We start from the raw sequence: 21,909 nt of genomic DNA on the forward strand, positions 1-21,909 counted from the left end.
ACAACCCTGAGAGGGATTGACGCATAGTGCTCGACGTCAACTTCTTCGACGAGCTCCGGATCGGTCTGGCCACCGCTGACGACATCCGTCAGTGGAGCCACGGCGAGGTCAAGAAGCCGGAGACCATCAACTACCGCACCCTGAAGCCCGAAAAGGACGGACTCTTCTGCGAGAAGATCTTCGGTCCGACCCGGGACTGGGAGTGCTACTGCGGCAAGTACAAGCGTGTCCGCTTCAAGGGCATCATCTGTGAGCGGTGTGGCGTCGAGGTCACCCGCGCCAAGGTGCGCCGTGAGCGGATGGGCCACATCGAGCTGGCCGCTCCCGTCACCCACATCTGGTACTTCAAGGGCGTTCCGTCGCGCCTCGGCTACCTGCTCGACCTCGCCCCGAAGGACCTGGAGAAGGTCATCTACTTCGCGGCGTACATGATCACGTACGTCGACGACGAGCGTCGTACCCGCGACCTGCCGTCGCTGGAGGCCCACGTCTCCGTCGAGCGCCAGCAGATCGAGCAGCGCCGCGACTCCGACCTGGAGAACCGCGCCAAGAAGCTCGAGTCCGACCTGGCCGAGCTGGAGGCCGAGGGCGCCAAGGCCGACGTGCGCCGCAAGGTGCGCGAGGGTGCCGAGCGCGAGATGAAGCAGCTGCGCGACCGCGCGCAGCGCGAGATCGACCGTCTGGACGAGGTCTGGTCCCGCTTCAAGAACCTCAAGGTCCAGGACCTGGAGGGCGACGAGCTCCTCTACCGCGAGCTGCGTGACCGCTTCGGCACGTACTTCGACGGCTCGATGGGTGCCGCGGCGCTGCAGAAGCGCCTGGAGTCCTTCGACCTGGAGGAGGAGGCGGAGAAGCTCCGCGAGATCATCCGCACCGGCAAGGGCCAGAAGAAGACCCGTGCGCTCAAGCGCCTCAAGGTCGTCTCCGCGTTCCTGCAGACCGCGAACAGCCCCAAGGGCATGGTTCTCGACTGCGTGCCGGTCATCCCGCCGGACCTCCGTCCGATGGTGCAGCTCGACGGTGGCCGCTTCGCGACCTCCGACCTGAACGACCTGTACCGCCGTGTGATCAACCGCAACAACCGTCTGAAGCGTCTGCTCGACCTCGGTGCCCCCGAGATCATCGTGAACAACGAGAAGCGGATGCTCCAGGAGGCGGTCGACGCCCTCTTCGACAACGGCCGTCGCGGTCGCCCGGTGACGGGCCCCGGCAACCGTCCGCTGAAGTCCCTCAGCGACATGCTGAAGGGCAAGCAGGGTCGTTTCCGTCAGAACCTGCTCGGCAAGCGTGTCGACTACTCGGCGCGTTCCGTCATCGTCGTCGGCCCGCAGCTCAAGCTGCACCAGTGCGGTCTGCCGAAGGCCATGGCGCTGGAGCTCTTCAAGCCGTTCGTGATGAAGCGCCTGGTCGACCTGAACCACGCGCAGAACATCAAGTCGGCGAAGCGGATGGTCGAGCGCGGCCGCACGGTCGTGTACGACGTCCTCGAAGAGGTCATCGCCGAGCACCCGGTTCTGCTGAACCGTGCGCCCACGCTGCACCGCCTCGGCATCCAGGCCTTCGAGCCGCAGCTGGTCGAGGGCAAGGCCATCCAGATCCACCCGCTCGTCTGCACCGCGTTCAACGCGGACTTCGACGGTGACCAGATGGCCGTCCACCTGCCGCTCTCCGCGGAGGCGCAGGCCGAGGCCCGCATCCTGATGCTGTCCTCGAACAACATCCTCAAGCCCGCCGACGGCCGTCCGGTGACGATGCCGACCCAGGACATGGTCCTCGGTCTGTTCTTCCTCACCACCGACGGCGAGCTGCGTGACGTCAAGGGCGAGGGGCGCGCGTTCGGCTCCACGGCCGAGGCGATCATGGCGTTCGACGCCGGCGAGCTGTCGCTGCAGTCGCAGATCGACATCCGCTTCCCGATCGGCACCGTTCCGCCGCGCGGCTGGGTCCCCCCGGTCGCCGAGGAGGGCGAGCCGGAGTGGCAGCAGGGTGACTCGTTCCGTCTGAAGACGACCCTGGGCCGCGCGCTCTTCAACGAGCTGCTGCCCGAGGACTACCCGTTCGTCGACTACTCGGTGGGCAAGAAGCAGCTCTCCGAGATCGTCAACGACCTGGCGGAGCGCTACCCCAAGGTCATCGTGGCGGCGACGCTCGACAACCTGAAGGCGGCCGGCTTCCACTGGGCGACCCGTTCGGGCGTCACCGTGGCCATCTCCGACGTCGTCGTGCCCGAGGCCAAGAAGGCCATCGTCAAGGGCTACGAGGAGCAGGACGAGAAGGTCCAGAAGCAGTACGAGCGCGGTCTGATCACCAAGGAAGAGCGCACGCAGGAGCTCATCGCGATCTGGACCAAGGCGACCAACGAGGTCGCCGAGGCGATGAACGCGAACTTCCCCAAGACGAACCCCATCTTCATGATGGTTGACTCGGGTGCCCGAGGAAACATGATGCAGATGCGGCAGATCGCCGGTATGCGTGGTCTGGTGTCGAACGCCAAGAACGAGACCATCCCGCGTCCGATCAAGGCGTCCTTCCGCGAGGGTCTGTCCGTCCTCGAGTACTTCATCTCGACGCACGGTGCCCGTAAGGGTCTCGCCGACACCGCCCTGCGTACCGCCGACTCGGGTTACCTGACCCGTCGTCTGGTGGACGTCTCGCAGGACGTCATCATCCGCGAGGAGGACTGCGGCACCGAGCGCGGTCTGAAGCTGCGGATCGCGGCCAAGGACGAGGCCGGTGTCCTGCGGAAGACGGACGACGTCGAGACCTCCGTGTACGCGCGGATGCTCGCCGAGGACGTCGTCGTCGACGGCAAGGTCATCGCGCCGGCCAACGTCGACCTGGGTGACGTGCTGATCGACGCACTGGTGAACGCGGGCGTCGAGGAGGTCAAGACCCGCTCGGTCCTGACCTGTGAGTCCGCCGTCGGCACCTGTGCCTTCTGCTACGGCCGCTCGCTGGCCACCGGCAAGCTGGTCGACATCGGTGAGGCGGTCGGCATCATCGCCGCCCAGTCCATCGGTGAGCCCGGTACCCAGCTGACGATGCGTACCTTCCACACCGGTGGTGTGGCCGGTGACGACATCACCCAGGGTCTGCCGCGTGTCGTCGAGCTCTTCGAGGCGCGTCAGCCGAAGGGTGTCGCCCCGATCTCCGAGGCGGCCGGTCGCGTCCGCATCGAGGAGACCGAGAAGACCAAGAAGATCGTCGTCACCCCGGACGACGGCACCGACGAGACGGCCTACCCGATCTCGAAGCGTGCCCGTCTGCTGGTGGGCGAGGGCGACCACGTCGAGGTGGGCCAGAAGCTCACCGTGGGTGCCACCAACCCGCACGACGTGCTCCGGATCCTCGGTCAGCGCGCGGTCCAGGTCCACCTGGTCGGCGAAGTCCAGAAGGTCTACAACTCGCAGGGCGTGTCGATCCACGACAAGCACATCGAGATCATCATCCGGCAGATGCTCCGCCGCGTGACGATCATCGAGTCCGGCGACGCGGAGCTCCTCCCGGGCGAGCTGGTCGAGCGCTCGAAGTTCGAGCAGGAGAACCGTCGTGTGGTCACCGAGGGCGGTCACCCCGCCTCCGGCCGTCCGCAGCTGATGGGTATCACCAAGGCCTCGCTGGCCACGGAGTCCTGGCTGTCGGCCGCCTCCTTCCAGGAGACGACCCGAGTCCTGACGGACGCGGCGATCAACGCCAAGTCCGACAGCCTCATCGGCCTCAAGGAGAACGTGATCATCGGTAAGCTCATCCCGGCCGGTACGGGTCTGTCCCGCTACCGCAACATCCGGGTCGAGCCGACCGAGGAGGCCAAGGCGGCGATGTACTCGTCCGTCGGCTACGACGACCTCGACTACTCGCCGTTCGGCACCGGCTCCGGCCAGGCCGTTCCGCTGGAGGACTACGACTACGGTCCGTACAACCAGTAAGAGCGCGTGAAACCGCAGGGCGGCACCCCTTTCCGGGGGTGCCGCCCTGCGGCGTTTCAGCGGGTGGTCACTTCCCAGAGGGCGACCAGGACGCCCGCTCCGGCGGTGAGGGCGGCGACGGAGGCGAGCGGCCAGCGGGCGCGCTCCAGGGCGTCGAGCCGGGCCTCGTGGTCGGCGAGCTGCTTGTCGGTCTGGTCGCTGCGCTGGACGAGCAGGGCGAGCGAGCCGTCGACGCGGGCGAAGCCGGCTTCGAGGGTGCCGCGGAGCCGCTCCAGTTCGAGCGCGACCGCGACCGGGTCGTTCGGGTCAGCCTCGGTCATCGGCACCGTCCCGGTCCGTCCGCAGCCAGGAGGGCAGCAGGCGCTGGACGGCGGGGACCGCCATGGCCCGGGTCAGGGCGCCGGCGACGGCGAGCGCTCCGGCGACCCAGGGGAGGGTGGCGGGGAGGCCGGAGGCGTCGACGAGGGCCGGCAGGACCAGGGCGAGGGCGACGGCGGTCTGCAGCACGGTACGGGCCGTGCGCTTCGCGGCTTCGGACATGGGGGTCTCTCCTTACGGGGTGTACGGGACCTTCAGCGCGTTCCAGGAGGCGGCGCCGGGCCAGCCGTCGGCGTCGGCGCCGCGGAAGCCGAGCTTGCGCTGCCAGGCCGCGTACGACCGGCGGTCGGCCTCGGACCAGCGGGGGCCGGGGCCGACCCGGTAGCGCCCGCAGCCCTCGGCCGTCAGCCGGCGGCCCATCGCCGTGATCACCGGGGAGCTCGGGGCGTTCCGGAAGAACTGGGTGCCGGGGAAGGGGTGGTGCCTGGGGGCGGCGGGCTTCGCGGGCGCGGTCGGCCGGGCGGCGGGGGCGGCACCGAGCCGCTTCTGCACCCGGTCGCGCATCCCCGGCATGCCGAAGCCCTTGGGGTCGCTCTTCCAGTCGGACCACTCCAGGTGGCCGATGACGGACCTGGCGCCCCAGCCGTGGGCCCGGCAGAGCGCGGCGGAGACCCGTTCGACGGCGTCGAGCTGGGCGGCCGGCCAGGGGTCGGTGCCGTCGCCGAGGTTGACGCACTCGAAGCCGTAGAAGCGGGAGTTGCCGTCGACGGCGCCGGGGCTGCCCTGGTGCTCGCGGGGGGCCGGCGGCCGGTCGCCGTACGCCTCGGTGACGACGGCCCGCAGCACGGCCGGGTCGCCGCCGCCGGCGTGGTTGGCGCGTCCGCCGGACACCAGGTGGACGGTGCCGTCCTTGGCGATCACGCCGTGGCAGAGCGGGCCGGGGAGGCCGGCGTAGCCGTCGACGCACAGCGCGACGGAGGACGCGGTGCCGCTGGACACGGTGTGGTGGATCATCACGCCGGCGACGGGACCCCAGGCGCCGGCGTGGTTGCGGTGGTGGGTGCGCCAGCCGGGGTGCTCGACGACGGTGACGCCTTCGGCGCGGAGCGCGGCGAGGAGCCGGTCCGCGGAGAGGGGAGTGGCCAACTGTTCTCCTCCAGACATGCGAAGGCCCCGGCCGTCGGCGGCGCGGGGCGGGCGTGCGGGGCGGTGCGCGGGGTTACGGGGCGGGCTCCGGTTCCGGCGCCGGCTCGGGCTCCGGGGCGGGGGCCGGTGCCGGGGCCCAGGCGGCGCAGAGCGCGGCGGAGGCGGCCCGGCGGGTCTCGAAGTCGGCCAGCGCGGCGGTGACGGCCCGGACGACCGCCGCCGGGTCGGGGACGACCGGGCGGCCGTTCGCCGGCTGGACCATGGCGAGGCCGTGGCCGCGGAGCTGGGTGCCGCTCTCGCCGTCCTCGACGACCTGGGCGGTGACGTACACCGCCGGGTACTCGCCGGTCATCGGGTCGAGCTGCAGCGGGCCGCCGAGGGTGTTGTCGTACAGGCGCAGGGCGACGGTGTGGCCGCCCTCGGCGACGGTGCCGCGGCCCGCGTAGTCGATCTCGACGCCCCAGGGCTGGTTCGGGTCGGGGATCACGGTGCTGTCCTCTCTGAGCGGGGCGGGCGGGTCAGGTCTGGCGGCCGTGCATCAGGACCGGCTTGGCGTAGACCGTGCCCGAGGCGCTGGTGACCTGGGCCTGGATCTCCACGGTGACGTCCTTGCCGAAGTCGGCCTGCATGTCGTCGGTGACGACGCCGGTGTGGTCGAAGACGGTGCCGGCGGCCACGGTCGCGCCGAACTGGACGCCGCCGACCATCACCCGGATCTGCCCGGTGGCGCCGGAGGAGACCCGGGTGAACATCCGGAGCCGCATCTTGGGCTGCCAGATCGGGTTCTGCGACTGGGCGATGGTCGTCCACGCGGTGGTGACGCTGGTCGCCGGCCAGTTCGCCGAGGCCATGTCCTGCGGCGGCAGCATCGGCAGCCAGGGCCGGGCGAGGCCGCCGCTGAGGATGTCGTCGGAGAGGATCTCGTGGCCGTAGGCGTCGTTGAACCGCAGCACGGGCTTGGTGCCGCCCGGGCCGCTGGTGGTGAGGTGGGCGACGACGGTGACCGGGTCCTCCGGCTTGGGCTGCCGCTTCAGCGTCAGCGAGCCGTTGGTGATCTCGGTCAGCGGCGGGCGGGTGTGGACCGCCGTGGAAAGGGCGTTGAGCCGGCGTTCCATCTGGATCAGCCGGTCGATGATGTCCTCGGGCAGCAGTGCCATCAGGCTTTCTCCAGGGCGAGTTCGGCGGTGTCGGGGCGGCCCCGCTCGGCCGGCCGGACCTTGACGCCGACGATCCGGAAGCGGGCGTCGAGGCCCGTCGGGTGCCATTCGTCGGTGATCCGGATGCGGGCGGTGCGGCCGAGGAGCGCCGGGGGCACGATCCCGGAGAGCCGGATGCTGATCTCGGGGATCTGCACCGAGCCCTCGGCTTCGGTGAGCGCGGCCCGGGCCAGCGCGTCGAGCGCGGCCTTGTCGCTGATGTCGTTGTAGTCGGTGGAGATGTCCAGCTGGGGCCAGCGGTCCGGCAGCCCGGTCGCGGTGACCTCCGCGGACAGCGTCGGCCGGGACTCGGCGGCGGCGTTGGCGTTGGTGCCGGCGCCGCGGGCGAGCGAGGTGGTGCCGCCGCGGGTGGCGTCGTCCGGCAGGGAGTAGCTGAGGATCGTGCCGGGCCGGTCGAAGACCATGTCCGTGGCGCCGGTGCGGATCTTGGGGGAGCCGAGCCGGAGCCGGCGGACCCGCTGCCCGTGCGTCGGGTCGCGGTAGACGAGGATCTGGTACTCGAAGCCGTCCTCGTAGGCGCCGAGCTGGTCGAGCGCCTCCTGGTAGGCGGTCTCGTCGCCGAGCCGGTAGGAGACGGTGCGCGGCACGGGCTCCGAGGGGACGTCGTCGCCCGGCTCGACGCGGCTCGCGCCGAGGCCGGCGCCGAGCCGGTCCCACAGGTCGCGGGCGATGTCGAACTGCTCGACCTGGTTGTACTTGATGTCGGTGCGGATCCGGCGGCGGCCCGCGTACGAGTCGAAGGTGGCGGCCTGGACGCCGAGGGTGACCACGCCCCGGTCGCTGCTCTGGAGGTTGGTGGTCCAGACGATGCCGCCCCACCACAGGTAACCGCCGCGCTCCAGGTAGACGGTGGTGCGGCCGGGTTTGATCTGGTGGGCCCGGTCGGCCATCGCGCGGTCGGGAACGGGGACGGTGCCGGAGAGCGAGCCGGCGCGGCCGATGTAGTCCTCGAAGGAGACGTCCCGCAGCGGCAGGATGTCGAGGGTGTGGTCGGTCACCAGGTCGCAGAAGATGGCCCGGTAGGGCGTGTCGAGACTCATGCGGACCTCACGGGAGGATGTAGGTGGCGCTGACGCGGACGTTCCGGCCGTTGACGAGGGCGCCGTTCGAGGACCAGGTGCGCAGGGTGACCTGGCCGCTGGTGGAGAGCCAGGCGGTGCCTTCGGCGAAGCCGTCGGAGACCACCGCGTCCATGCCGACGGCGGTGCGCCAGCCGGCCGGCAGGGTGCAGAGGGGCTCGTCGACGATGTTGCCGGCGCTGTTGGCGTCGATCTGCGGGCCGGTGCGGTTGACGGTGACCGTCATGGTGCACAGCCCGCTCCGGGTGCGCCGGGCGTCGTAGGAGACGAGGGCCCAGTTGGGGAGCGCGACCGCGCCGGACGTGGTCGTCTCGGACTCCACGGGCGGGTGGTAGGTCGCCCAGACGGTGCCGTTCCACCGCTGGAGGACCCCGTTGTGCTCGCGGAACTGGCCGGCGTAGCTGCCGACCGAGAGCGCGCTCTGCGGCGCGATGCCGCCGATCTCCCGGGGGTACGCGACCCACTCGGTGCCGCTCCACCGCTGGAGGTGGCGGGCGGTGTGGTTGTCCTGGTACTGGCCCGGATAGGAGCCCGGCACACCGGCGTTGTTGTAGACGGGCAGGATGCCGCCGACGGCCGCGACCGTGGTGCGCAGGTCGGTCAGGTCGCCGCCGGTCCAGTCGATGCCGCCGGTGCCGGCCGAGGTCCCGGCCTTGACGCGGACGGTGAACAGCGGCAGCGACGTGGCCGGCGCGGGCGGAGCGACGGGGGTGGCCGACGGCTGGCCGACGACGATCTCCAGACCGGCCTCGTAGGCGCCGCCGTTGTCGGCGTCGGCGTCGCGGACGCGGAGCACGACGAGGTCGATCCGCGGGTGCAGCGGGTTGCCGTCGCCGAAGGTGAGGACGGTGTCCCCGTCGAGGGTGACGGGGTACGCGCCCTGCTCCGGCGGGCCCTGGACGACGGCCCGCCCCGCGTGGACGGTCGAGGTCATCGGCCCGCTGCCGGTCATGGACAGGCCGCCGACCCGGTACTGGCCGTCCGCGGAGCCCGGCAGGACGCCGGAGCGGGAGGCGAGCGGGGTGGTCGGGGTGACGGCCCCGACCTGGGTCAGGCGGGTCGTCTGGCGGGTCTGGCCGGTGGGCAGCAGCCAGCCGGGACGCACAGCCATGGGGTTCTCCTTTCGGTGGGGGGGAGGCGGCGGCCGGCTACGGCAGCGGGTCGACCTTGATGTACGTGTTGTCGAAGAACGCCTTGACGGCCGGGGTGGTGGGGACGACCCGGAAGAAGGCGGTGAGCGTGTAGGTCTCGCCCGGGGTCAGGTTGGAGATCCGGCGGACGGAGGAGGCCGTGGTCGTCGTCGTGCTCGCGGAGTAGATCCCGTACTCGTCCTCGGGAGGGGAGACGACCGTGCCGCCCCGGGAGAGTTCGAGCGCCATGTACGAGTAGAGGTCGTCGCGGGCCCGCATGCGGCAGCCGAAGGCGACGGCGACCGCCTTCGACGGCGGGGCGGTGAAGGAGACCCTGAGCGGGTTGGTGGTGCGGCCCGCCAGCGTCGAGGTGTAGGTGCCGGACACGGTCTCGCCCTGGTCGGTGCTGTCGGCGAAGTACGGGCCGGGCACGGCCGGCACCCAGGCCGTGCCGTTGTACCGCTGGAGGATGCCGGTGGTGGAGTCCCGGTACTGGCCGGTGTAGCTCGCGGGGGTGCTGGAGGCCGAGTTCGGGATGATCCCGCCGATCTCCTCCGGGTACGAGACCCAGGCGCCGCCGTTCCACCGCTGGAGCGGCTGCTTGTTGCCGGTGTCCTGGAACTGGCCCGGGTAGGCACCGGGCTGCGCCGGGCCCTCCAGCGGGAGGATGCCGCCGAGCCCGACGACCGGGGTGCGCAGGTCCTTGAGCGCGCTGTCCCAGGGGATGCCGCCGTTGCCCGCGCTGACGCCGGCCGGCACGAGCACCTCGTACAGCGCCAGGCAGCGCGGCCCGGCGGCCGGGGGCTGCGGGTTCGGGTCGGCGGTGCCCTGGATGACCTCCAGCTTCGCCTCGTACCGCTCGTTCTGCGGGTCGACGTCGTACAGCGAGTCGTAGATCTTCAGGACGATCAGGTCGATGCGGTTGTACTGGGCGTTGCCCGGCGCGAAGGTGACGGTCTCGGAGTTCGGCAGCGTCACCGGGTAGGCGCCTTGGGAGATCTCGCCCTGGATGACGGCCCGGCCCTCGGAGACGGTCGCGGTCATCGGGGCGGAGCCGAAGGTCCAGAAGCCGGCGAGCCGGTACTGGCCGTCGTAGGAGCCGGGCAGGATGCCGGAGCGGACCTGGACCGGGTTGGCGAGGGTGGTGACGCCGAGCTGGGTGAGGCGGGTGTCCTCGCGGGTCTGGCCGGTCACGGCGAGCCAGCTGCTGCGCAGGTTCACGGGGTTCTCCGATCGTGGGAGGGGCGGTGGGGTCGTCGGGCGAGCGGGGTCAGGACCTGATCCACTCGGCGGCGAGGGTGCAGCCGTAGCCGGAGCCGCCGAGGGTCTTCACCGGCACGGTGCTGTTCTGGAAGCCGGAGAGCTGGAGCGTGTCGCCCGCGCCGAGCTGGAGCAGGCCGCTGCCGCCGACGCTGACGGCGCCGTTGCCGGCCGGGACGAGCCAGGTGAAGCGGGCCTGGCCGACGCCGCTGACGAGGATGCGGCAGCCGCGCATGCCGGTCTGGCTGTCGTTGGCGAAGGTGGCGTGGCCGGTGATCCGGTACCAGCCGGCGCGGCTGACGGTGTAGGTGGTGGTGCCGTTGAAGCCGCCGGTGTCGTCGACCTCGACGGTCGGCAGGCTGAGCGTCGTCCAGGTGCCGGAGGGGATCGTCTGCTGCTGCGCGGTCGTCCACTGGGTGGCGCCGAACAGCACGGTGGTGGCGCCCTCCGTGTACTGCCAGGCGCCGCCGTCCCAGCGCTGGAGGCCCTTGCCGGTGTCCCGGAACTGCCCGGTGTAGCCGCCGGTGGCGGTGGTGCTGGGCGCGATGCCGCCGATCGCCTTCGGGTACGAGACCCAGGCGGTGCCGTCCCAGCGCTGGAGCAGCCCGGCGGCGTCCCGGTACTGGCCGGCGTAGGCACCCTTGTAGCCGCTGGTCGGCATGATCCCGCCGAGGGCGACCACCGGCCAGTGCTGGGTGGTGACGGCGGAGGTGTCCCAGGCGATGCCGCCGGTGCCGGCCGAGACGCCGCGCGGCACCCGGATCGTGTAGAGCGGCAGGACGCTGCCGGGGGGACTGGCGGGGACCTTCGGGGTGGCCTCGGGCGTGCCCTTGACGAGACGGACGACGGCCTCGGTGGTGCCGGTCTGGTCGTACGCGTCGTCGACGACGGCGAGCTCGATCAGGTCGATCCGGTCGTACTCCGCGTTGCCGTCCTCCAGGGTCAGCGTCTCCGGCGCGGTGACCGCGACCAGGTAGGCGCCCTGGGCGGTGTCCTTGCCCTGCACGATCGCGCGGCCGGTGCCGATGGTGGCCTGCATGGGCGCGCTGCCGGTGAGCAGCAGGCCGCCGGGCAGGACGCCGGGCCGGGAGCGGAGCGGGGTCTCTTCGGCGCTCTGGCCGCTGGGGGTGAGGAGGGCGGCGAGGGTGAGTCGGGTGTCCTCGCGGGTCTGGCCGGTGGGCTGGAGCCAGGCGGCTCGTACGGTCATGGGGTCACCTCGGGGTAGGGGAGGGATGCGGTACGGCCGCCGGGCGGCGGCGCGCGGCGGCCGCCCGGCGGCGCGGGGTCAGGCGCCCGTCACCACTCGGCGCTGCGCCAGCGGACGGTCATGAGGGCCGTCTCCGGGCCCTCCTCGGGCCGGAAGGACAGGTCGCTGCGGCCGGGCTCCAGGACGAACAGCTCCTCCGGGGTGGAGTCGGCCATCGCGGTGTGCAGCCGGGAGGCGGAGTTGTTGAGCATCACGGTGCCGGCGCGGGTGTCGACGGTGAGTTCGTCGCCGGCGGCCAGGTCGATCGCGTACCGGAGCCGGCGGCGGCTGACCCGCTCGGTGACGCTCGGCATCGAGCAGGGGCCGCGGAAGACGATCACCGGGTGGGTGGGGGCGGAGCCGGTGTTCTCGGCGACGGCGTCGCCGGTGGACTTGGCCTCGCCCCAGGAGAGCGGCCAGGTCAGCGGCCAGGTGAGGCCGGCCTCCGGCTGCGGCGGGGTGGTGGTGGCGATCTGCTCGTTGACCGTGTACCGGCGGGGGTCGGCGGCGAGCCACTGGACGGACATGCGGGAGCTGCCCTGGGTGGCGAAGCCCTGGTCGGCGGGGACCACGCGCTGGGCGATCCGGGCGCGCACGGCGAGCGTCTCGCCGTGCAGCCGGACGGCGAGCCAGCGCTCCTCGTCGAGCAGCGCCAGCGCCTGGCGCAGCGCCCGGACGGCGGCGGGGGCGCCGCCGTGCTCGGGCATCAGGACGATGGTGCCGCCGGTCTTGCGGGGCTTGGCGTAGCGGGAGCCGGGCCAGGCGCCGTGGGAGGCCGGGCGGTCGGCGTCGGAGGAGTCGTACTCGGGCAGGTCCTCCCAGCCGGACAGGCCGGACTTGTCGACGGCGAAGGGGGTGCCGGGGCCGATGAGCAGCCCGGCCCACTGCATCTGCCCGTCCTGGGTGATGAGAGAGCCGGGCGCGAGGTCGGCGGTGTGGGAGTTTCCGGCGTACGGGGTCGTGGTCTCGGCCATGGCGGCCGTCACCTCACTTCGGATGGGCGTACGGAGGGCGGTCAGGAGCCGGCGGCGGCGAGGACCGGCCAGTCGGCCGGGGACGGCCCGGAGTGGGCGGTCAGCAGGAAGAGCAGGTCCTCGGCGGTGCCGCGGGGGCCGGCGCCGGGCTCCTCGTGGAAGTCCCGGATCCGGTGCGGCCGCGGCAGCGGCTCGGTGAGGGCCGGGACCCGCCGGTGCTCCAGCTGGGCGACCGGGTCGATGCGGTGGTCGTCCGGGGTGCCGGGCGACACGATGCCGCCCTCGGCGAGCAGGGGGAGCTTGTCGAGTTCGACGCCGAACTTCTTGCCGGTGAGGGGGATCTCGAAGCTGAGCTTGTTGAGTCCGTCGATGATCCAGTTGGCGAAGGCGATGAGGCCGTTGATCGGTCCCTTGACCACGCCGAGGACGGCGCTGAGCCCGCCCTTGACGAGCTCTCCGATGCCGCGCAGGGCCTTGGAGACGGCGTCCTTGGCGGTGCGGAAGAAGCCGGGGATCTTCTCGGTGATCCAGCGGACGACCGGCTGCACCACGGCCTTGACCGCGCCGATGGTGCGGGAGGCGATGCCGGTGAGCGCCTGCGAGGCGGAGCGGACGGCGGGGCCGATCCTCGAGATCCCGCCGACGGCGGCCCCGACGATCCTGAGGGCGGTCGTGAAGACGGTCAGGTACGCCTTGGCGTAGGTGCCGACGGCCTTGCCGACGAGCTTCAGGACCGGCTGGAGGAAGGTCCAGATCGCCTGGAATCCCTTGAGGGCCTGCTGGAGGCCCTGCCGGATGAGCCGTTGCCCGGTCTGCGAGTTGACGGCCAGTTCGATGAGGTGGGCCGCGATGGGCACGATCAGGCCGACGAGGAAGCCGAGCGGGTTGGCCCGCATGGCGACGTTGACGCCTGTCATGGCGACCGAGGCGACGGTCATGACGGTGCCGAAGGTGCCCATCAGGCCGGCGATGACGTCGGTGACGGGCAGCAGCGGCAGCAGGAGGCCGAGGACCGCGCCGGCCCCGGTGCCGATCTTCCCGGCGGCCCGGCGGGCCTTGCCGGCGGCGGTGGCGACCCGCTTGAGACGGGCGGCGGCGGGGGAGCGGCGGAGCTTGTCGAGGGCGGCGCGGCTGCCGGCGGCGTTCTGGCCGAGGGTACGGGCGGCGGTGCCGGCGGTGCGGGCGGCGCCGCCGAGGGCGGTGACGCCGGCGGAGGCGCGCTGGGCGCCCTGCCGGAGGCCGGTGACCGCGCCGCGGGCGCCGGTGGCGCCCTGCCGCAGGGCGTCCATCGGGCCGATGACCGGGCGGAACCGGGGCATCGCCGGTGCGGCGCTCACGCCCGGGCTCCCCGCGCCTTCACCAGGTACATCAGGGCGTCGGCGGTGGCCTTCGGGTTGTTGTCGCGGGCCGCGTGGTAGTGCTCGATGTGCAGTCCGGCGCCGACGTGGCCGGCGGACGGGCCGCCGGCCTGGCGGGCCCGGCGGGCGGTGAGGGCGAGCAGCCGGTCGAGCTTGGAGAGCGGCAGGACGGCCTCGGCCTCGCCGGCCTCGGCGAGGATGGCGGGGACGCCGCCGGTGCGGGGCATGACGACACCGCCGGTGGCGAGCATCGGGATGGTCGGGATGGAGACGCCGAAGGTCTTGCCGCCGACGACGGGGACCCAGCCGGGGACGCTGACCTTGACCTTGTTGAGGGCGCCGATCATGCGGTTGATCAGGCCGATGACGGAGTTGATCGGGCCCTTGACGCCGTTCTTGATGCCGTCGAAGGCGCGGGACGCGATGGACTTGAGGCCGTTCCAGATCGAGGACATCTTGTCCTTGACCGCGCTGAACGCCTTGGGGATCGCGGACTTGATCCAGTTGACGACCGGGGTGATGACGCGCTTGATGCCGTTCCAGACGGTGCTGATCACCGTCTTGATCGCCTTCATGACCGTGGTGATGACCGTCTTCCAGATCTTCACGTAGGTCTTGATGACGGTGGCGACGGCCTTGACGACGGTCGAGATGGCCTTCTTGATGCCGTTCCAGACCGTCTTGATCAGCGCCCCGGCCTTCTTCATGATCGGCCCGATGGCCTTCATGACCGAGCTGATCACGCTCTTGATCGCGCTGAACGCCTTCTTCAGGACCGTCTGCATCGTCTTCGAGCGCAGCGCCATGTCGACGATCGCCTCGATGAGCGGCATGAAGAGTTCGAGCAGCCGGACCAGGAAGTTGCCCTTCATGGACCTGTTGAGCTTGTCCTGGCCCTTGGCGGCCTTGCCGGCGCCGGACTCGTACCTGCCGAGCTTGCCGCCGGCCGACTGGGCGGTGTCGCCGGCCTTCTTCATGGCCCGCTCGGCCTGGTCGGACGCGGTCTTGAGGTTCTTGAGCTGGGTGCCGGCGCCCTGGGCGTTCGTACGCAGCGTCCTGAGCTGACCGGACGCGGACCGGCCGGCGTCCCCGACCCTCCTGACCGAGGTGCCGGCGCCGGACGCCTGCGACTTGAAGCCGCCGAGGGCGGTCGAGGCGTTCCTGAGGTTCCTGACGAGAGACATGGGTGTACCTCCTTTCGGGGTGGGGTGGGGTCAGTTGCCGTCGAGGACGGTGTTGAGCTGTCCGGTCGCCGTCCGCAGCTCCCGCAGCGCCTGCTCCAGGGGCTGGACCTTCTGCGCCAGGTTGTCCATGGCGGTCGCCGTGTCCTGGATGGGGCGCGCCTTGGGGATCATCTCGGGCTTCAGGTCCTTGGCGGCGGCGACGAGCCGCCCGATCGCCTCGGCGACCTTGGAGAGGTGCAGGGGGTCGGCCTGGCCCATCCGGTCGGCGAGCTTGCCGATGTTGCGGGCGACCGAGGCCAGCGCGTCCTTGTTGATCCGGCCGACGGCGTCGGCGATCTTGTCCACGGCGGCCGCGGCCTTTCCGGCCTTCCGCTCGTTCGGCAGCAGGTCGAAGTTCCTGATGAAGGCGGGGGCCCGGTTGTTGAACTTGAGGACCTCGGGGTTCAGCAGGGCGAGCTGCTCGCGCAGGGCACGGGTCTGGGCGACGTTGGTCTCGTTGCCCACCAGGTCGGCGAGGCTGGTGCCGCCGTTGGCGACCCGGCGCTCCCGGGTCTCGATCGCCTCGCGGGTCTGCCGGGTGACGTTGCCGTCCGCGTCGTAGCCCCGGATGAGGCCGTCGCGGCTGAAGAACTCCTGGATCGAGCGCTGGATGTTGGTCAGCTTGCCGGCGAGGTAGACGCCGATGCCGCCGATCACGATGGCGGCGAAGGCGCCGGCGCCGTTGGACATCCAGTACTTGAAGGCCGTGCCGAGGCCCTCGCCCTCGTAGAGCTTCTCGATGCCGGCGGCGATGCCGTCGAAGCCGGCGGCCTCCCAGTACTCCGTGACCGGGTTCTTGACGATCTCCTTGTGCATCTCGTCGCTCTGCTTCTTGAGCTCTTCGACGAGCTTGAACGTCGGTGCGAAGTGCTGCCGCGTCCACTCGGTCGTGGGCAGCCAGCCTCCGTCCACCTTCCGTACGTAGTGCCGGAGGCCGCCTATCTGGATCGAGAGGTCCTCGGTCGTTACTTCTGCCATGGGTTGCTCCGCTTCCGGCCCGTACGGGCCAAGCGCCGAAAAGCCCCCGCCGGATCCCGGCAGGGGCCTGGTCGCAGGGGCAGGCGGAGGCGGCTAGGCGCCGGCCTCCGGGCGGGAGCCGCGCCGCACCGCCGCGAGCGCGTCGTTCCAGCCGGCGGCGTACGCGACGGTCTCGCGCCGCGAGACCTCGGCGCACAGCGTCCCGAGGAGCGCGCGCTTGTCGAGGGCGGCGGGTCCGTCGAGGAGCCGGCGGAGGCGGTCCTGGAGCGGGATGTGCGGTCGCGATGCCTCGCCCGGCTGAGTCATGGACGCCTGCCTTCCGTTGCTTGCCCGTGCGTGCGTGGCGGCGCCGCGTGCGTGCGGAGAGCGGGGGCACCACGTTTTCGAACTACTGTGCGAACAGAGTGTGGAACATCTGTTCGATGTTTGTCGAGCAGGTTGGGGCTGACGGCGCGTCTTCTCGTCATGTCCCCGAACGAGTTGGCGGTGATCGAAGAAAAAGTTCGACCGGGTAACCTGGAGGGCGCTCTCCCCGGACCCGACCACTCCGGCCGAGCGAGGGGCGCGAGGGGCGCGCGGGGACCCCAGGGGGCTGGAAGGCAGCACTGACGCATGGACACGGAGCCCGGAGCGAACCGGCGGGAGCGGGTGGTCGACTGGCTCGCCTTCCACCCCGACCTGCCCCACCTCTTCGCACGCCTCTCCGAGCTCGTCCACGTCCACGGCCACGCCCCCGAGGAGCTCGTCGTCATCCCCCGGTCGGAGATCGACCGCCGGGAGACCAACGCCTTCACCTCCGGCTGGGCGGAGGCCGTCTCCGACGAACTCCCGCGCATACGGAGGGAGTACGAGCGCCGCGTCGCCGACGCGTACGCCCAGGGGCAGAACGACGCCCGCGGCGTCCGCCGGCCCCAGCGCCGGACGGACGCCGGACCGCAGGACGGGGCCCGCGTGATCGCGCTGCCCTTCGCCCGCCTCCTCGAACCGCCCGCCGCCGTCGTCGAGGCCGAGGAGCGGATCCGCCGGGAGCGCGAGCTGTTCGAACAGCGCCCCGCGCCCGAGCCCGGTCCGTACGCCCCCGGACCGGGCGCACCGGACCCGGAGCGCGACCCCGAGCCCGAGCCGGAGCCGGAGCACGGCAAGGAGCCCGCCCCGGATCCCGACCCGGAGCCGCCGGTCACGGCCCAGGAGAGCCGGGTCCGCCGGAACCCGCAGCCGGTCCGGAAGGTCGTGCGGGGCAAGGGCGGCCGCCCGATCGTGCCCCCGCTGGCCCACATCCCCGGCCAGCAGGGCCCGCCCGGCGACCGCCGGGACGCCGAGACCGGCGGGGAGCAGCGCCCGGGCCGGGGCCGGCGCCTCTCCGAGCGGGCCAAGGCCCTGGAGGAGGAGCTGGCCGCCGAGCGGACACCGGAAGCGCCCCCGGGATCCGCCCCCTGACGGGAGACGGACCCCGGGGGCCCGGGGGAGCGCGCCGGCCGGCGGTCAGCCGAAGAAGCGCGCCAGGTCGCCGGCGGAGACCGCCTCGGGGGCCTCTTCGGGCCCGCCGTCCGGGGTCTCCTCCCCGCCCGCGCCCGGCCGGGGCACCGGCTGCGGGGGATCGGGCTGGTCGCCGTCCTCGGAGCCGTTGACGCACTGGAACATCCAGTTGGAGATGGCCAGATGGTCGACCGTGGCCGCGAGCAGATGGTCGGTGACCGACCACTCGGCGGCCTCGCCGTGCAGGGCGCGCTGCAGGGCGCTGTCCCGCGGCAGGTGCTTGATCAGGACCAGCACCCGCCGGCTGGAGAGCTCACCGCGGTGCCAGTCGAGCAGGTCGGTCCCGTAGTAGCGGAGGAGGTCCGCCTCGAGGGCCTCGGCGTGTTCGTCGACGAACTCGACGAGGCTCAGTCTTCCCCCAGGCCGAGCCCGGTCTCCTTGCCGTACGCCTCCAGGACGGCGGCGATGTCCTGCATGGTGACGTCGTGCTCCTCGAAGCGGGCGAACTGCTCCGCGCCCATCAGGAGCGCGAGCAGGCCGTCCACGTCGTTGTCGTCGAGCTTGCGCAGCCCCTTGGCGGTCGCGCGGGAGAGCTCCGTCGGAAGGGTGAAGGTGTCGCCGTCCAGCTCGAAGGACCAGGTGCGGCCGTGGGCCTCCTGGCGCTGGGCACGGGCGGCGTTGACGTCGAAACGGGCCATGGCGATGCGTACTCCTTGGTCGGGTGCGTGCGGTGAGGAGAAGGGGCCCGGGGCGGGACGGCGGACCGCCGTCCCGCCCCGGAGGGGGATCAGGCCGAGGTGCCGTACTGGTTGTCCTTCATGAGGAAGGTCGCCAGCGGCTGGCCGGCGCCGTTCGACATCGCGGTGAAGGTGATGCCCAGGGTGGACGCCGCCTTGCGGGCCAGCTTGATGTCGTCGGAGGCGGTGACCTGACCGCGCGGGATGATGAAGCGGTACGTGACCGCGGTGCCGCCGACCTTGACGTCGGTGAACTCCAGGCCGAGCGCGCGGACGTCCGCGTACGGGCGCTCGGCGATCTCGTACTTGTACGAGTCGGTCGACGCGGCCGGCTCCGCCTTGACCTCGCCGCCGCCCATGAAGAAGGGCAGCGTGTCCTCGTTGAACTGGAGCATCGAGAACTTCAGCGAGAGGTCGCGGCTGGAGTAGATGAAGTGCACCGGGGAGACCGACTGCCAGGTGTCGATCGGCTCCAGCTTGTCCTTCTTGGAGAAGGTGACGCCGTCGCCGGTGGTGTAGCCGAGGTTCGTCCACGTCGTCGCGGCCCAGTCGGTCGCCGGGTCGGCGCCGAAGGTCGGGGCGGCGGCGCCGGCGGCGGCCACGAAGAGCTTGCCGGTGCCGGCGACGCGGATCTCGGCGGAGTTGTTTCCTGCCATGGTGGGTTTCTCCTTGTGTGGGTGAGGGCGCCGAGCCCGGGCGAAGGAACCCGGGTACGGCAAAGGCCCCGCCGGACGGCAGGGCCTGGTCTGGGGGCCGGACGGGTCCGGCGGACCGTCAGAAGACGGTCAGGGAGAGGCGCAGCACGCAGAGGTAGCGGTTGGCGCCGCGGTAGAGGTAGTCGGGCAGCCAGCGCGGTCCGTCCTGCTCCTCCACGTCGTGGACGACGTTGACGCCGATCTGCTTGCCGAGGGTGGCGAGCAGGGCGCGCCGGGCGGCGTTGGCGAGGACGTGGGCGTCGTGCTTGGTCGGGCCGTACACCTCGAACTCGATCAGCGGCATGTCGACGTGCAGGTCGCCGATCCAGGCGCCGCCGCGGCGGTTGACCAGGACGGCGGCCTGGGTCCCGTCGAAGCCGGCCGGCGCCTGGACGGCGATCACCGCCCCGGCCAGCGCCGGGTCGGCCTTGAGGACGTCGACGACCAGCTTCTCGACGTCCGGGAACGCACTCGGGGGAGTGGTCATCGCGGTTCTCCTCGGGAGGGGGCGGTGGGTCGGAGGGGGCGGCCGTCCGGGGGCGCCGGCGGGAGGGGGAGGGGCGCGGCAGCACGCCCGGACGACCGACGGCGGACCCGCGCCCCGTCTCCGGGGCACAGCTCCGCCGCTGCACCAACTGTGACAGAGAGCGTGCGCGCACGCAACTAAAACCGCGCCGAATGGGCCGCGGCCTCCCGCGACGAGGGTTCCCGCGGGTCCGCGACCGCCTCGGGCCTGCCCTCCGCAGCCCGCCCCGGGCTCAGCCCGTACAGTCGCCGACCAGGACCCGGCCTGCGCCCGGGAGGGTTTCCGGCCCTCCCGTACGGTTCCGGGACCGCCCCGGCCCGCCCCGTCGCCCCGCACACCTCCCGGAGGAGCCGCCCATGTCCGCCGACCGTCCCCGTCTGCTCTACGTCACCGACCTCGCCTACCCGGCCCGGGGGCGGCGCTACTGCGACGAGGACATCGACCTGACCGCCCGGCTCCGGGGCTCCTTCGACCTCGCGCTGTGCCACCCGCGCGACGCCGTCGCGCTCATGGACGCCTTCGACGCCGTCGTCGTGCGCAACAGCGGGCCGGTCCTCCACCACCAGGAGGCGTACGACCGCTTCCGCGAGCGGGCCGCCGCCCTCGGGACCCGCGTCTACAACCCGCTCCACGGGCGCGGCGACATGGCCGGCAAGCAGTACCTCCTCGACCTCACCGCCGCCGGACTGCCCGTCATCCCCACCGTCGACCGCCGCGAGGACCTCGGCCGGCTCCCGGAAGCCGGGCGCTACGCCGTCAAGCCCAAGGCCGGTGCCGACTCCATAGGGCTGAGGTTCCTCCCGTACGAGGAGCTGGCGGACCTCGACCTCGACGGGGGCCTCCTCGTCCAGCCGCGGATCGACTTCGCGTACGAGGTCTCCTTCGTCTTCGTCGACGACCTCTTCCAGTACGCCCTGTACGCCCCCGACCCCGAGCGCCGCTGGGTCCTGGAGCCGTACGAGCCCACCCCCGCCGACCTCGCCTTCGCCCGCCGCTTCATCGACTGGAACACGCTCCGCCACGGCGTCCAGCGCGTCGACGCCTGCCGCACCCGGGACGGCGAGCTGCTCCTGGTGGAGCTGGAGGACCTCAACCCGTACCTCTCCCTCGACCGCGTCGGCGAGCCCGTCCGCGCCCGCTTCACCGAGACCCTCACCGACTCGCTCCACGCCTTCCTGAAGGCGTGAAGGCGTGAAGGCGTGAAGGAGCGACGGAGCGCCCCGTGTCCCTGGGGGACACGGGGCGCTCCGTCGTTCAGGGCGGGCGATCAGACGGTACGGGGCCGGCGCCGGGCCGCCCGCTCCGCCGCGAAGACGTCCTCCAGGCGGAAGAGCTGCGCGCGGCCCGCCCGGCCCGCGGCCCGCAGATGGCCCAGCTGGACCCACTTGCGGATGGTCGCCGGCGCCACCCCGGCCTCCTCGGCGGCCAGCGGCCCCGGGATCAGGACCGGCAGACGGGGCGTGCTCAGCATGGGGTCTCCTCGGTGTCGTCCATCGCCGCCTCGATCTCCTCCGTACGGGCCCCGGAGGCGTCCGCCAGCTCCCGCCACTCGTCCTCCCGCCACAGGTGCCGGTAGGCGGGGTCGTCCTGGCAGCCGCAGACCGGGTCCGCGCACACACAGGCGGGGTTGACGCACAGCACCGCCCGCCGGTCCGGGAAGGCGCGCAGCGAGACCGAGTCGCACCACGGGCAGCGGCCGGCCACCCGCACCACCGACTCCGCCGCTCCCAGCGTGCGCGCGCACCGGCGGGCCATCCGCCGGATCTCGTCCCGCACGTGGCGGGCCAGGTCCGGGTGGGCGGCGATGGAGTCGAGGAGCCCGACGACCCGGCGCAGCCGGTCGGTCACCCCGGCCCGTGGCGGCCGCGGCAGTCCGAGGCGCGCGCACACGGCCTCCTCCAGCTCCACCACGCCGTCGGTGACGTCCCGGATGCAGTCGGAGACGTGCAGCCGGATCGGCGCGGCACCGTGGCCGGGGACGGCGAGCCCGTGCCGCTGCTCCAGGAGCAGCGCCTCGCGCCGCTCCTGGCGGAGGAGTTCGGCGTCGCCGGGGCGCGCGGCGGCGGGCGCGGTGCCGGCGGGGGAGCGGCGGGACGGCGCCAGCTCCTCGGCGAGCTCGGGGAACTGCCGGACGAGGGCGGCGGCCCAGAGCAGCGCGTCCCGCAGGACGGACTCGGCGCCGGCGTCCCCGGTCACGCGGTCCCTCCGGCACGGCCGGCCGCGGGGAGGAGCACGGCGTCGAGCTGCGCGGCGACCGTACGGGCATCGAGCGGGCCGCGCGGAGCGGCGGCGCCCGGCTTCGGGCGGCGAACCGAACGGGGCTTCACGGGGCGTCCGTTGCGCCACAGGCGCCCCGCGCAGACGCCGTCGAACCAGCTCTCGGCGGGGGCGACGGCCGCCTCGCACTCGCGGGGGACGGGGCAGGCGGCGCAGGCCCGCAGGGCGGGGGCGGCCTGCCGCTCGCGGCGGGCGAAGACGACGGACGGGGAGAGGCCGGCGCATGCGGCGGCGGCCTGCCAGGGGGTCGGGTCGGGCTGGGACAAGACGGTTCTCTCCACGGTCCGGGGCCGCCGGGCGCGGGGCCACGGGGGCCTGGCGTCCAGGGCCGGCGAGTGCGGCG

At 72.4% G+C, this 21,909-nt stretch carries 24 protein-coding genes; 3 read left to right on the forward strand and 21 right to left on the reverse strand.

Annotation, left to right across the window (positions count from 1 at the left end; genetic code table 11):
- Positions 1-26: 26 nt before the first annotated feature.
- Complete coding sequence (locus ABFY03_RS22555; RefSeq protein WP_319010231.1) at positions 27-3,926, forward strand: DNA-directed RNA polymerase subunit beta'; 3,900 nt, start codon at positions 27-29, stop codon at positions 3,924-3,926.
- A 56-nt stretch (positions 3,927-3,982) separates the two neighbouring features.
- Here the strand turns inward: ABFY03_RS22555 and ABFY03_RS22560 are convergent, their stop codons facing one another.
- From ABFY03_RS22560 to ABFY03_RS22625, 14 genes are all read right to left on the reverse strand, one after another.
- Entirely contained in the window at positions 3,983-4,246 is a 264-nt protein-coding gene (locus ABFY03_RS22560) for a hypothetical protein (protein WP_319010230.1), read from the reverse strand.
- Positions 4,233-4,466, reverse strand: coding sequence for a hypothetical protein (locus tag ABFY03_RS22565; protein WP_319010229.1), 234 nt, complete (start codon positions 4,464-4,466; stop codon positions 4,233-4,235). Before ABFY03_RS22565 ends, ABFY03_RS22560 begins: the two co-directional genes overlap by 14 nt.
- Positions 4,467-4,478: 12 nt before the next feature.
- Positions 4,479-5,390, reverse strand: coding sequence for a peptidoglycan-binding protein (locus tag ABFY03_RS22570; protein ID WP_346170721.1), 912 nt, complete (start codon positions 5,388-5,390; stop codon positions 4,479-4,481).
- A gap of 73 nt (positions 5,391-5,463) precedes the next feature.
- Positions 5,464-5,877: an ATP-binding protein gene (locus ABFY03_RS22575; protein WP_346170722.1), complete on the reverse strand. Its 414-nt coding sequence runs from the start codon at positions 5,875-5,877 to the stop codon at positions 5,464-5,466.
- A gap of 31 nt (positions 5,878-5,908) precedes the next feature.
- Positions 5,909-6,547: a hypothetical protein gene (locus ABFY03_RS22580; RefSeq protein ID WP_346170723.1), complete on the reverse strand. Its 639-nt coding sequence runs from the start codon at positions 6,545-6,547 to the stop codon at positions 5,909-5,911.
- On the reverse strand, positions 6,547-7,647 hold the full coding sequence (locus ABFY03_RS22585) for a hypothetical protein (protein ID WP_346170724.1): 1,101 nt from the start codon (positions 7,645-7,647) through the stop codon (positions 6,547-6,549). Before ABFY03_RS22585 ends, ABFY03_RS22580 begins: the two co-directional genes overlap by 1 nt.
- Positions 7,648-7,654: 7 nt before the next feature.
- Positions 7,655-8,797: a hypothetical protein gene (locus ABFY03_RS22590; protein ID WP_319010224.1), complete on the reverse strand. Its 1,143-nt coding sequence runs from the start codon at positions 8,795-8,797 to the stop codon at positions 7,655-7,657.
- A 37-nt stretch (positions 8,798-8,834) separates the two neighbouring features.
- Positions 8,835-10,037, reverse strand: a complete 1,203-nt coding sequence (locus tag ABFY03_RS22595) for a hypothetical protein (protein WP_319010223.1) — start codon at positions 10,035-10,037, stop codon at positions 8,835-8,837.
- Positions 10,038-10,086: 49 nt separating this feature from the next.
- Complete coding sequence (locus tag ABFY03_RS22600; RefSeq protein WP_319010222.1) at positions 10,087-11,283, reverse strand: hypothetical protein; 1,197 nt, start codon at positions 11,281-11,283, stop codon at positions 10,087-10,089.
- Positions 11,284-11,372: 89 nt separating this feature from the next.
- Positions 11,373-12,296 (reverse strand): phage distal tail protein, encoded by a 924-nt coding sequence (locus ABFY03_RS22605; protein ID WP_319010221.1) that lies wholly within the window; start codon positions 12,294-12,296, stop codon positions 11,373-11,375.
- A 41-nt stretch (positions 12,297-12,337) separates the two neighbouring features.
- Positions 12,338-13,633 carry a phage tail family protein gene (locus ABFY03_RS22610; RefSeq protein WP_319010220.1) on the reverse strand — a complete coding sequence of 432 codons (1,296 nt, stop codon included), beginning with the start codon at positions 13,631-13,633 and terminating at the stop codon, positions 12,338-12,340.
- Positions 13,630-14,838 carry a phage tail protein gene (locus ABFY03_RS22615; protein WP_346170725.1) on the reverse strand — a complete coding sequence of 403 codons (1,209 nt, stop codon included), beginning with the start codon at positions 14,836-14,838 and terminating at the stop codon, positions 13,630-13,632. The genes ABFY03_RS22610 and ABFY03_RS22615 overlap by 4 nt, the downstream gene beginning before the upstream one ends.
- Positions 14,839-14,868: 30 nt before the next feature.
- A complete protein-coding gene (locus ABFY03_RS22620; RefSeq protein WP_319010218.1) occupies positions 14,869-15,855 on the reverse strand; it encodes a hypothetical protein in 987 nt (328 codons plus the stop codon).
- A 93-nt stretch (positions 15,856-15,948) separates the two neighbouring features.
- The gene (locus ABFY03_RS22625) at positions 15,949-16,161 is read right to left on the reverse strand and encodes a hypothetical protein (RefSeq protein ID WP_319010217.1); all 213 of its coding nucleotides are present in this window, start codon (positions 16,159-16,161) and stop codon (positions 15,949-15,951) included.
- Between the two features lie 306 nt (positions 16,162-16,467).
- Between ABFY03_RS22625 and ABFY03_RS22630 the strand changes: the two genes are divergently transcribed.
- Entirely contained in the window at positions 16,468-17,292 is an 825-nt protein-coding gene (locus ABFY03_RS22630; protein ID WP_346170726.1) for a hypothetical protein, read from the forward strand.
- Positions 17,293-17,337: 45 nt separating this feature from the next.
- On the opposite strand, the gene ABFY03_RS22635 is transcribed toward ABFY03_RS22630, so the two are convergent.
- The 4 genes from ABFY03_RS22635 to ABFY03_RS22650 all read right to left on the reverse strand — a co-directional run bounded on the left by ABFY03_RS22635 (position 17,338) and on the right by ABFY03_RS22650 (position 19,250).
- Entirely contained in the window at positions 17,338-17,625 is a 288-nt protein-coding gene (locus ABFY03_RS22635) for a hypothetical protein (protein WP_346172287.1), read from the reverse strand.
- Between the two features lie 113 nt (positions 17,626-17,738).
- Complete coding sequence (locus tag ABFY03_RS22640; protein ID WP_031009417.1) at positions 17,739-18,029, reverse strand: hypothetical protein; 291 nt, start codon at positions 18,027-18,029, stop codon at positions 17,739-17,741.
- Between the two features lie 89 nt (positions 18,030-18,118).
- Positions 18,119-18,724, reverse strand: coding sequence for a phage tail tube protein (locus ABFY03_RS22645; protein ID WP_319010214.1), 606 nt, complete (start codon positions 18,722-18,724; stop codon positions 18,119-18,121).
- 118 nt (positions 18,725-18,842) lie between these two features.
- The gene (locus ABFY03_RS22650) at positions 18,843-19,250 is read right to left on the reverse strand and encodes a hypothetical protein (RefSeq protein ID WP_319010213.1); all 408 of its coding nucleotides are present in this window, start codon (positions 19,248-19,250) and stop codon (positions 18,843-18,845) included.
- A 395-nt stretch (positions 19,251-19,645) separates the two neighbouring features.
- Here ABFY03_RS22650 and ABFY03_RS22655 point away from each other — a divergent pair, with 395 nt between their 5' ends.
- Positions 19,646-20,476 carry an ATP-grasp domain-containing protein gene (locus ABFY03_RS22655; protein WP_346170727.1) on the forward strand — a complete coding sequence of 277 codons (831 nt, stop codon included), beginning with the start codon at positions 19,646-19,648 and terminating at the stop codon, positions 20,474-20,476.
- A gap of 80 nt (positions 20,477-20,556) precedes the next feature.
- Here the strand turns inward: ABFY03_RS22655 and ABFY03_RS22660 are convergent, their stop codons facing one another.
- Genes ABFY03_RS22660 through ABFY03_RS22670 form a run of 3 tightly spaced genes read right to left on the reverse strand, consistent with a single transcriptional unit; the run spans position 20,557 to position 21,832 of the window.
- Positions 20,557-20,760 carry a MerR family transcriptional regulator gene (locus ABFY03_RS22660; protein ID WP_319010211.1) on the reverse strand — a complete coding sequence of 68 codons (204 nt, stop codon included), beginning with the start codon at positions 20,758-20,760 and terminating at the stop codon, positions 20,557-20,559.
- Positions 20,754-21,485 carry a hypothetical protein gene (locus ABFY03_RS22665; protein ID WP_319010210.1) on the reverse strand — a complete coding sequence of 244 codons (732 nt, stop codon included), beginning with the start codon at positions 21,483-21,485 and terminating at the stop codon, positions 20,754-20,756. Before ABFY03_RS22665 ends, ABFY03_RS22660 begins: the two co-directional genes overlap by 7 nt.
- Positions 21,482-21,832: a WhiB family transcriptional regulator gene (locus ABFY03_RS22670; RefSeq protein ID WP_319010209.1), complete on the reverse strand. Its 351-nt coding sequence runs from the start codon at positions 21,830-21,832 to the stop codon at positions 21,482-21,484. The genes ABFY03_RS22665 and ABFY03_RS22670 overlap by 4 nt, the downstream gene beginning before the upstream one ends.
- Positions 21,833-21,909 lie beyond the last annotated feature (77 nt).

This window comes from Streptomyces roseofulvus, from assembly GCF_039534915.1.
In the GTDB taxonomy this organism is placed as follows: domain Bacteria; phylum Actinomycetota; class Actinomycetes; order Streptomycetales; family Streptomycetaceae; genus Streptomyces; species Streptomyces roseofulvus.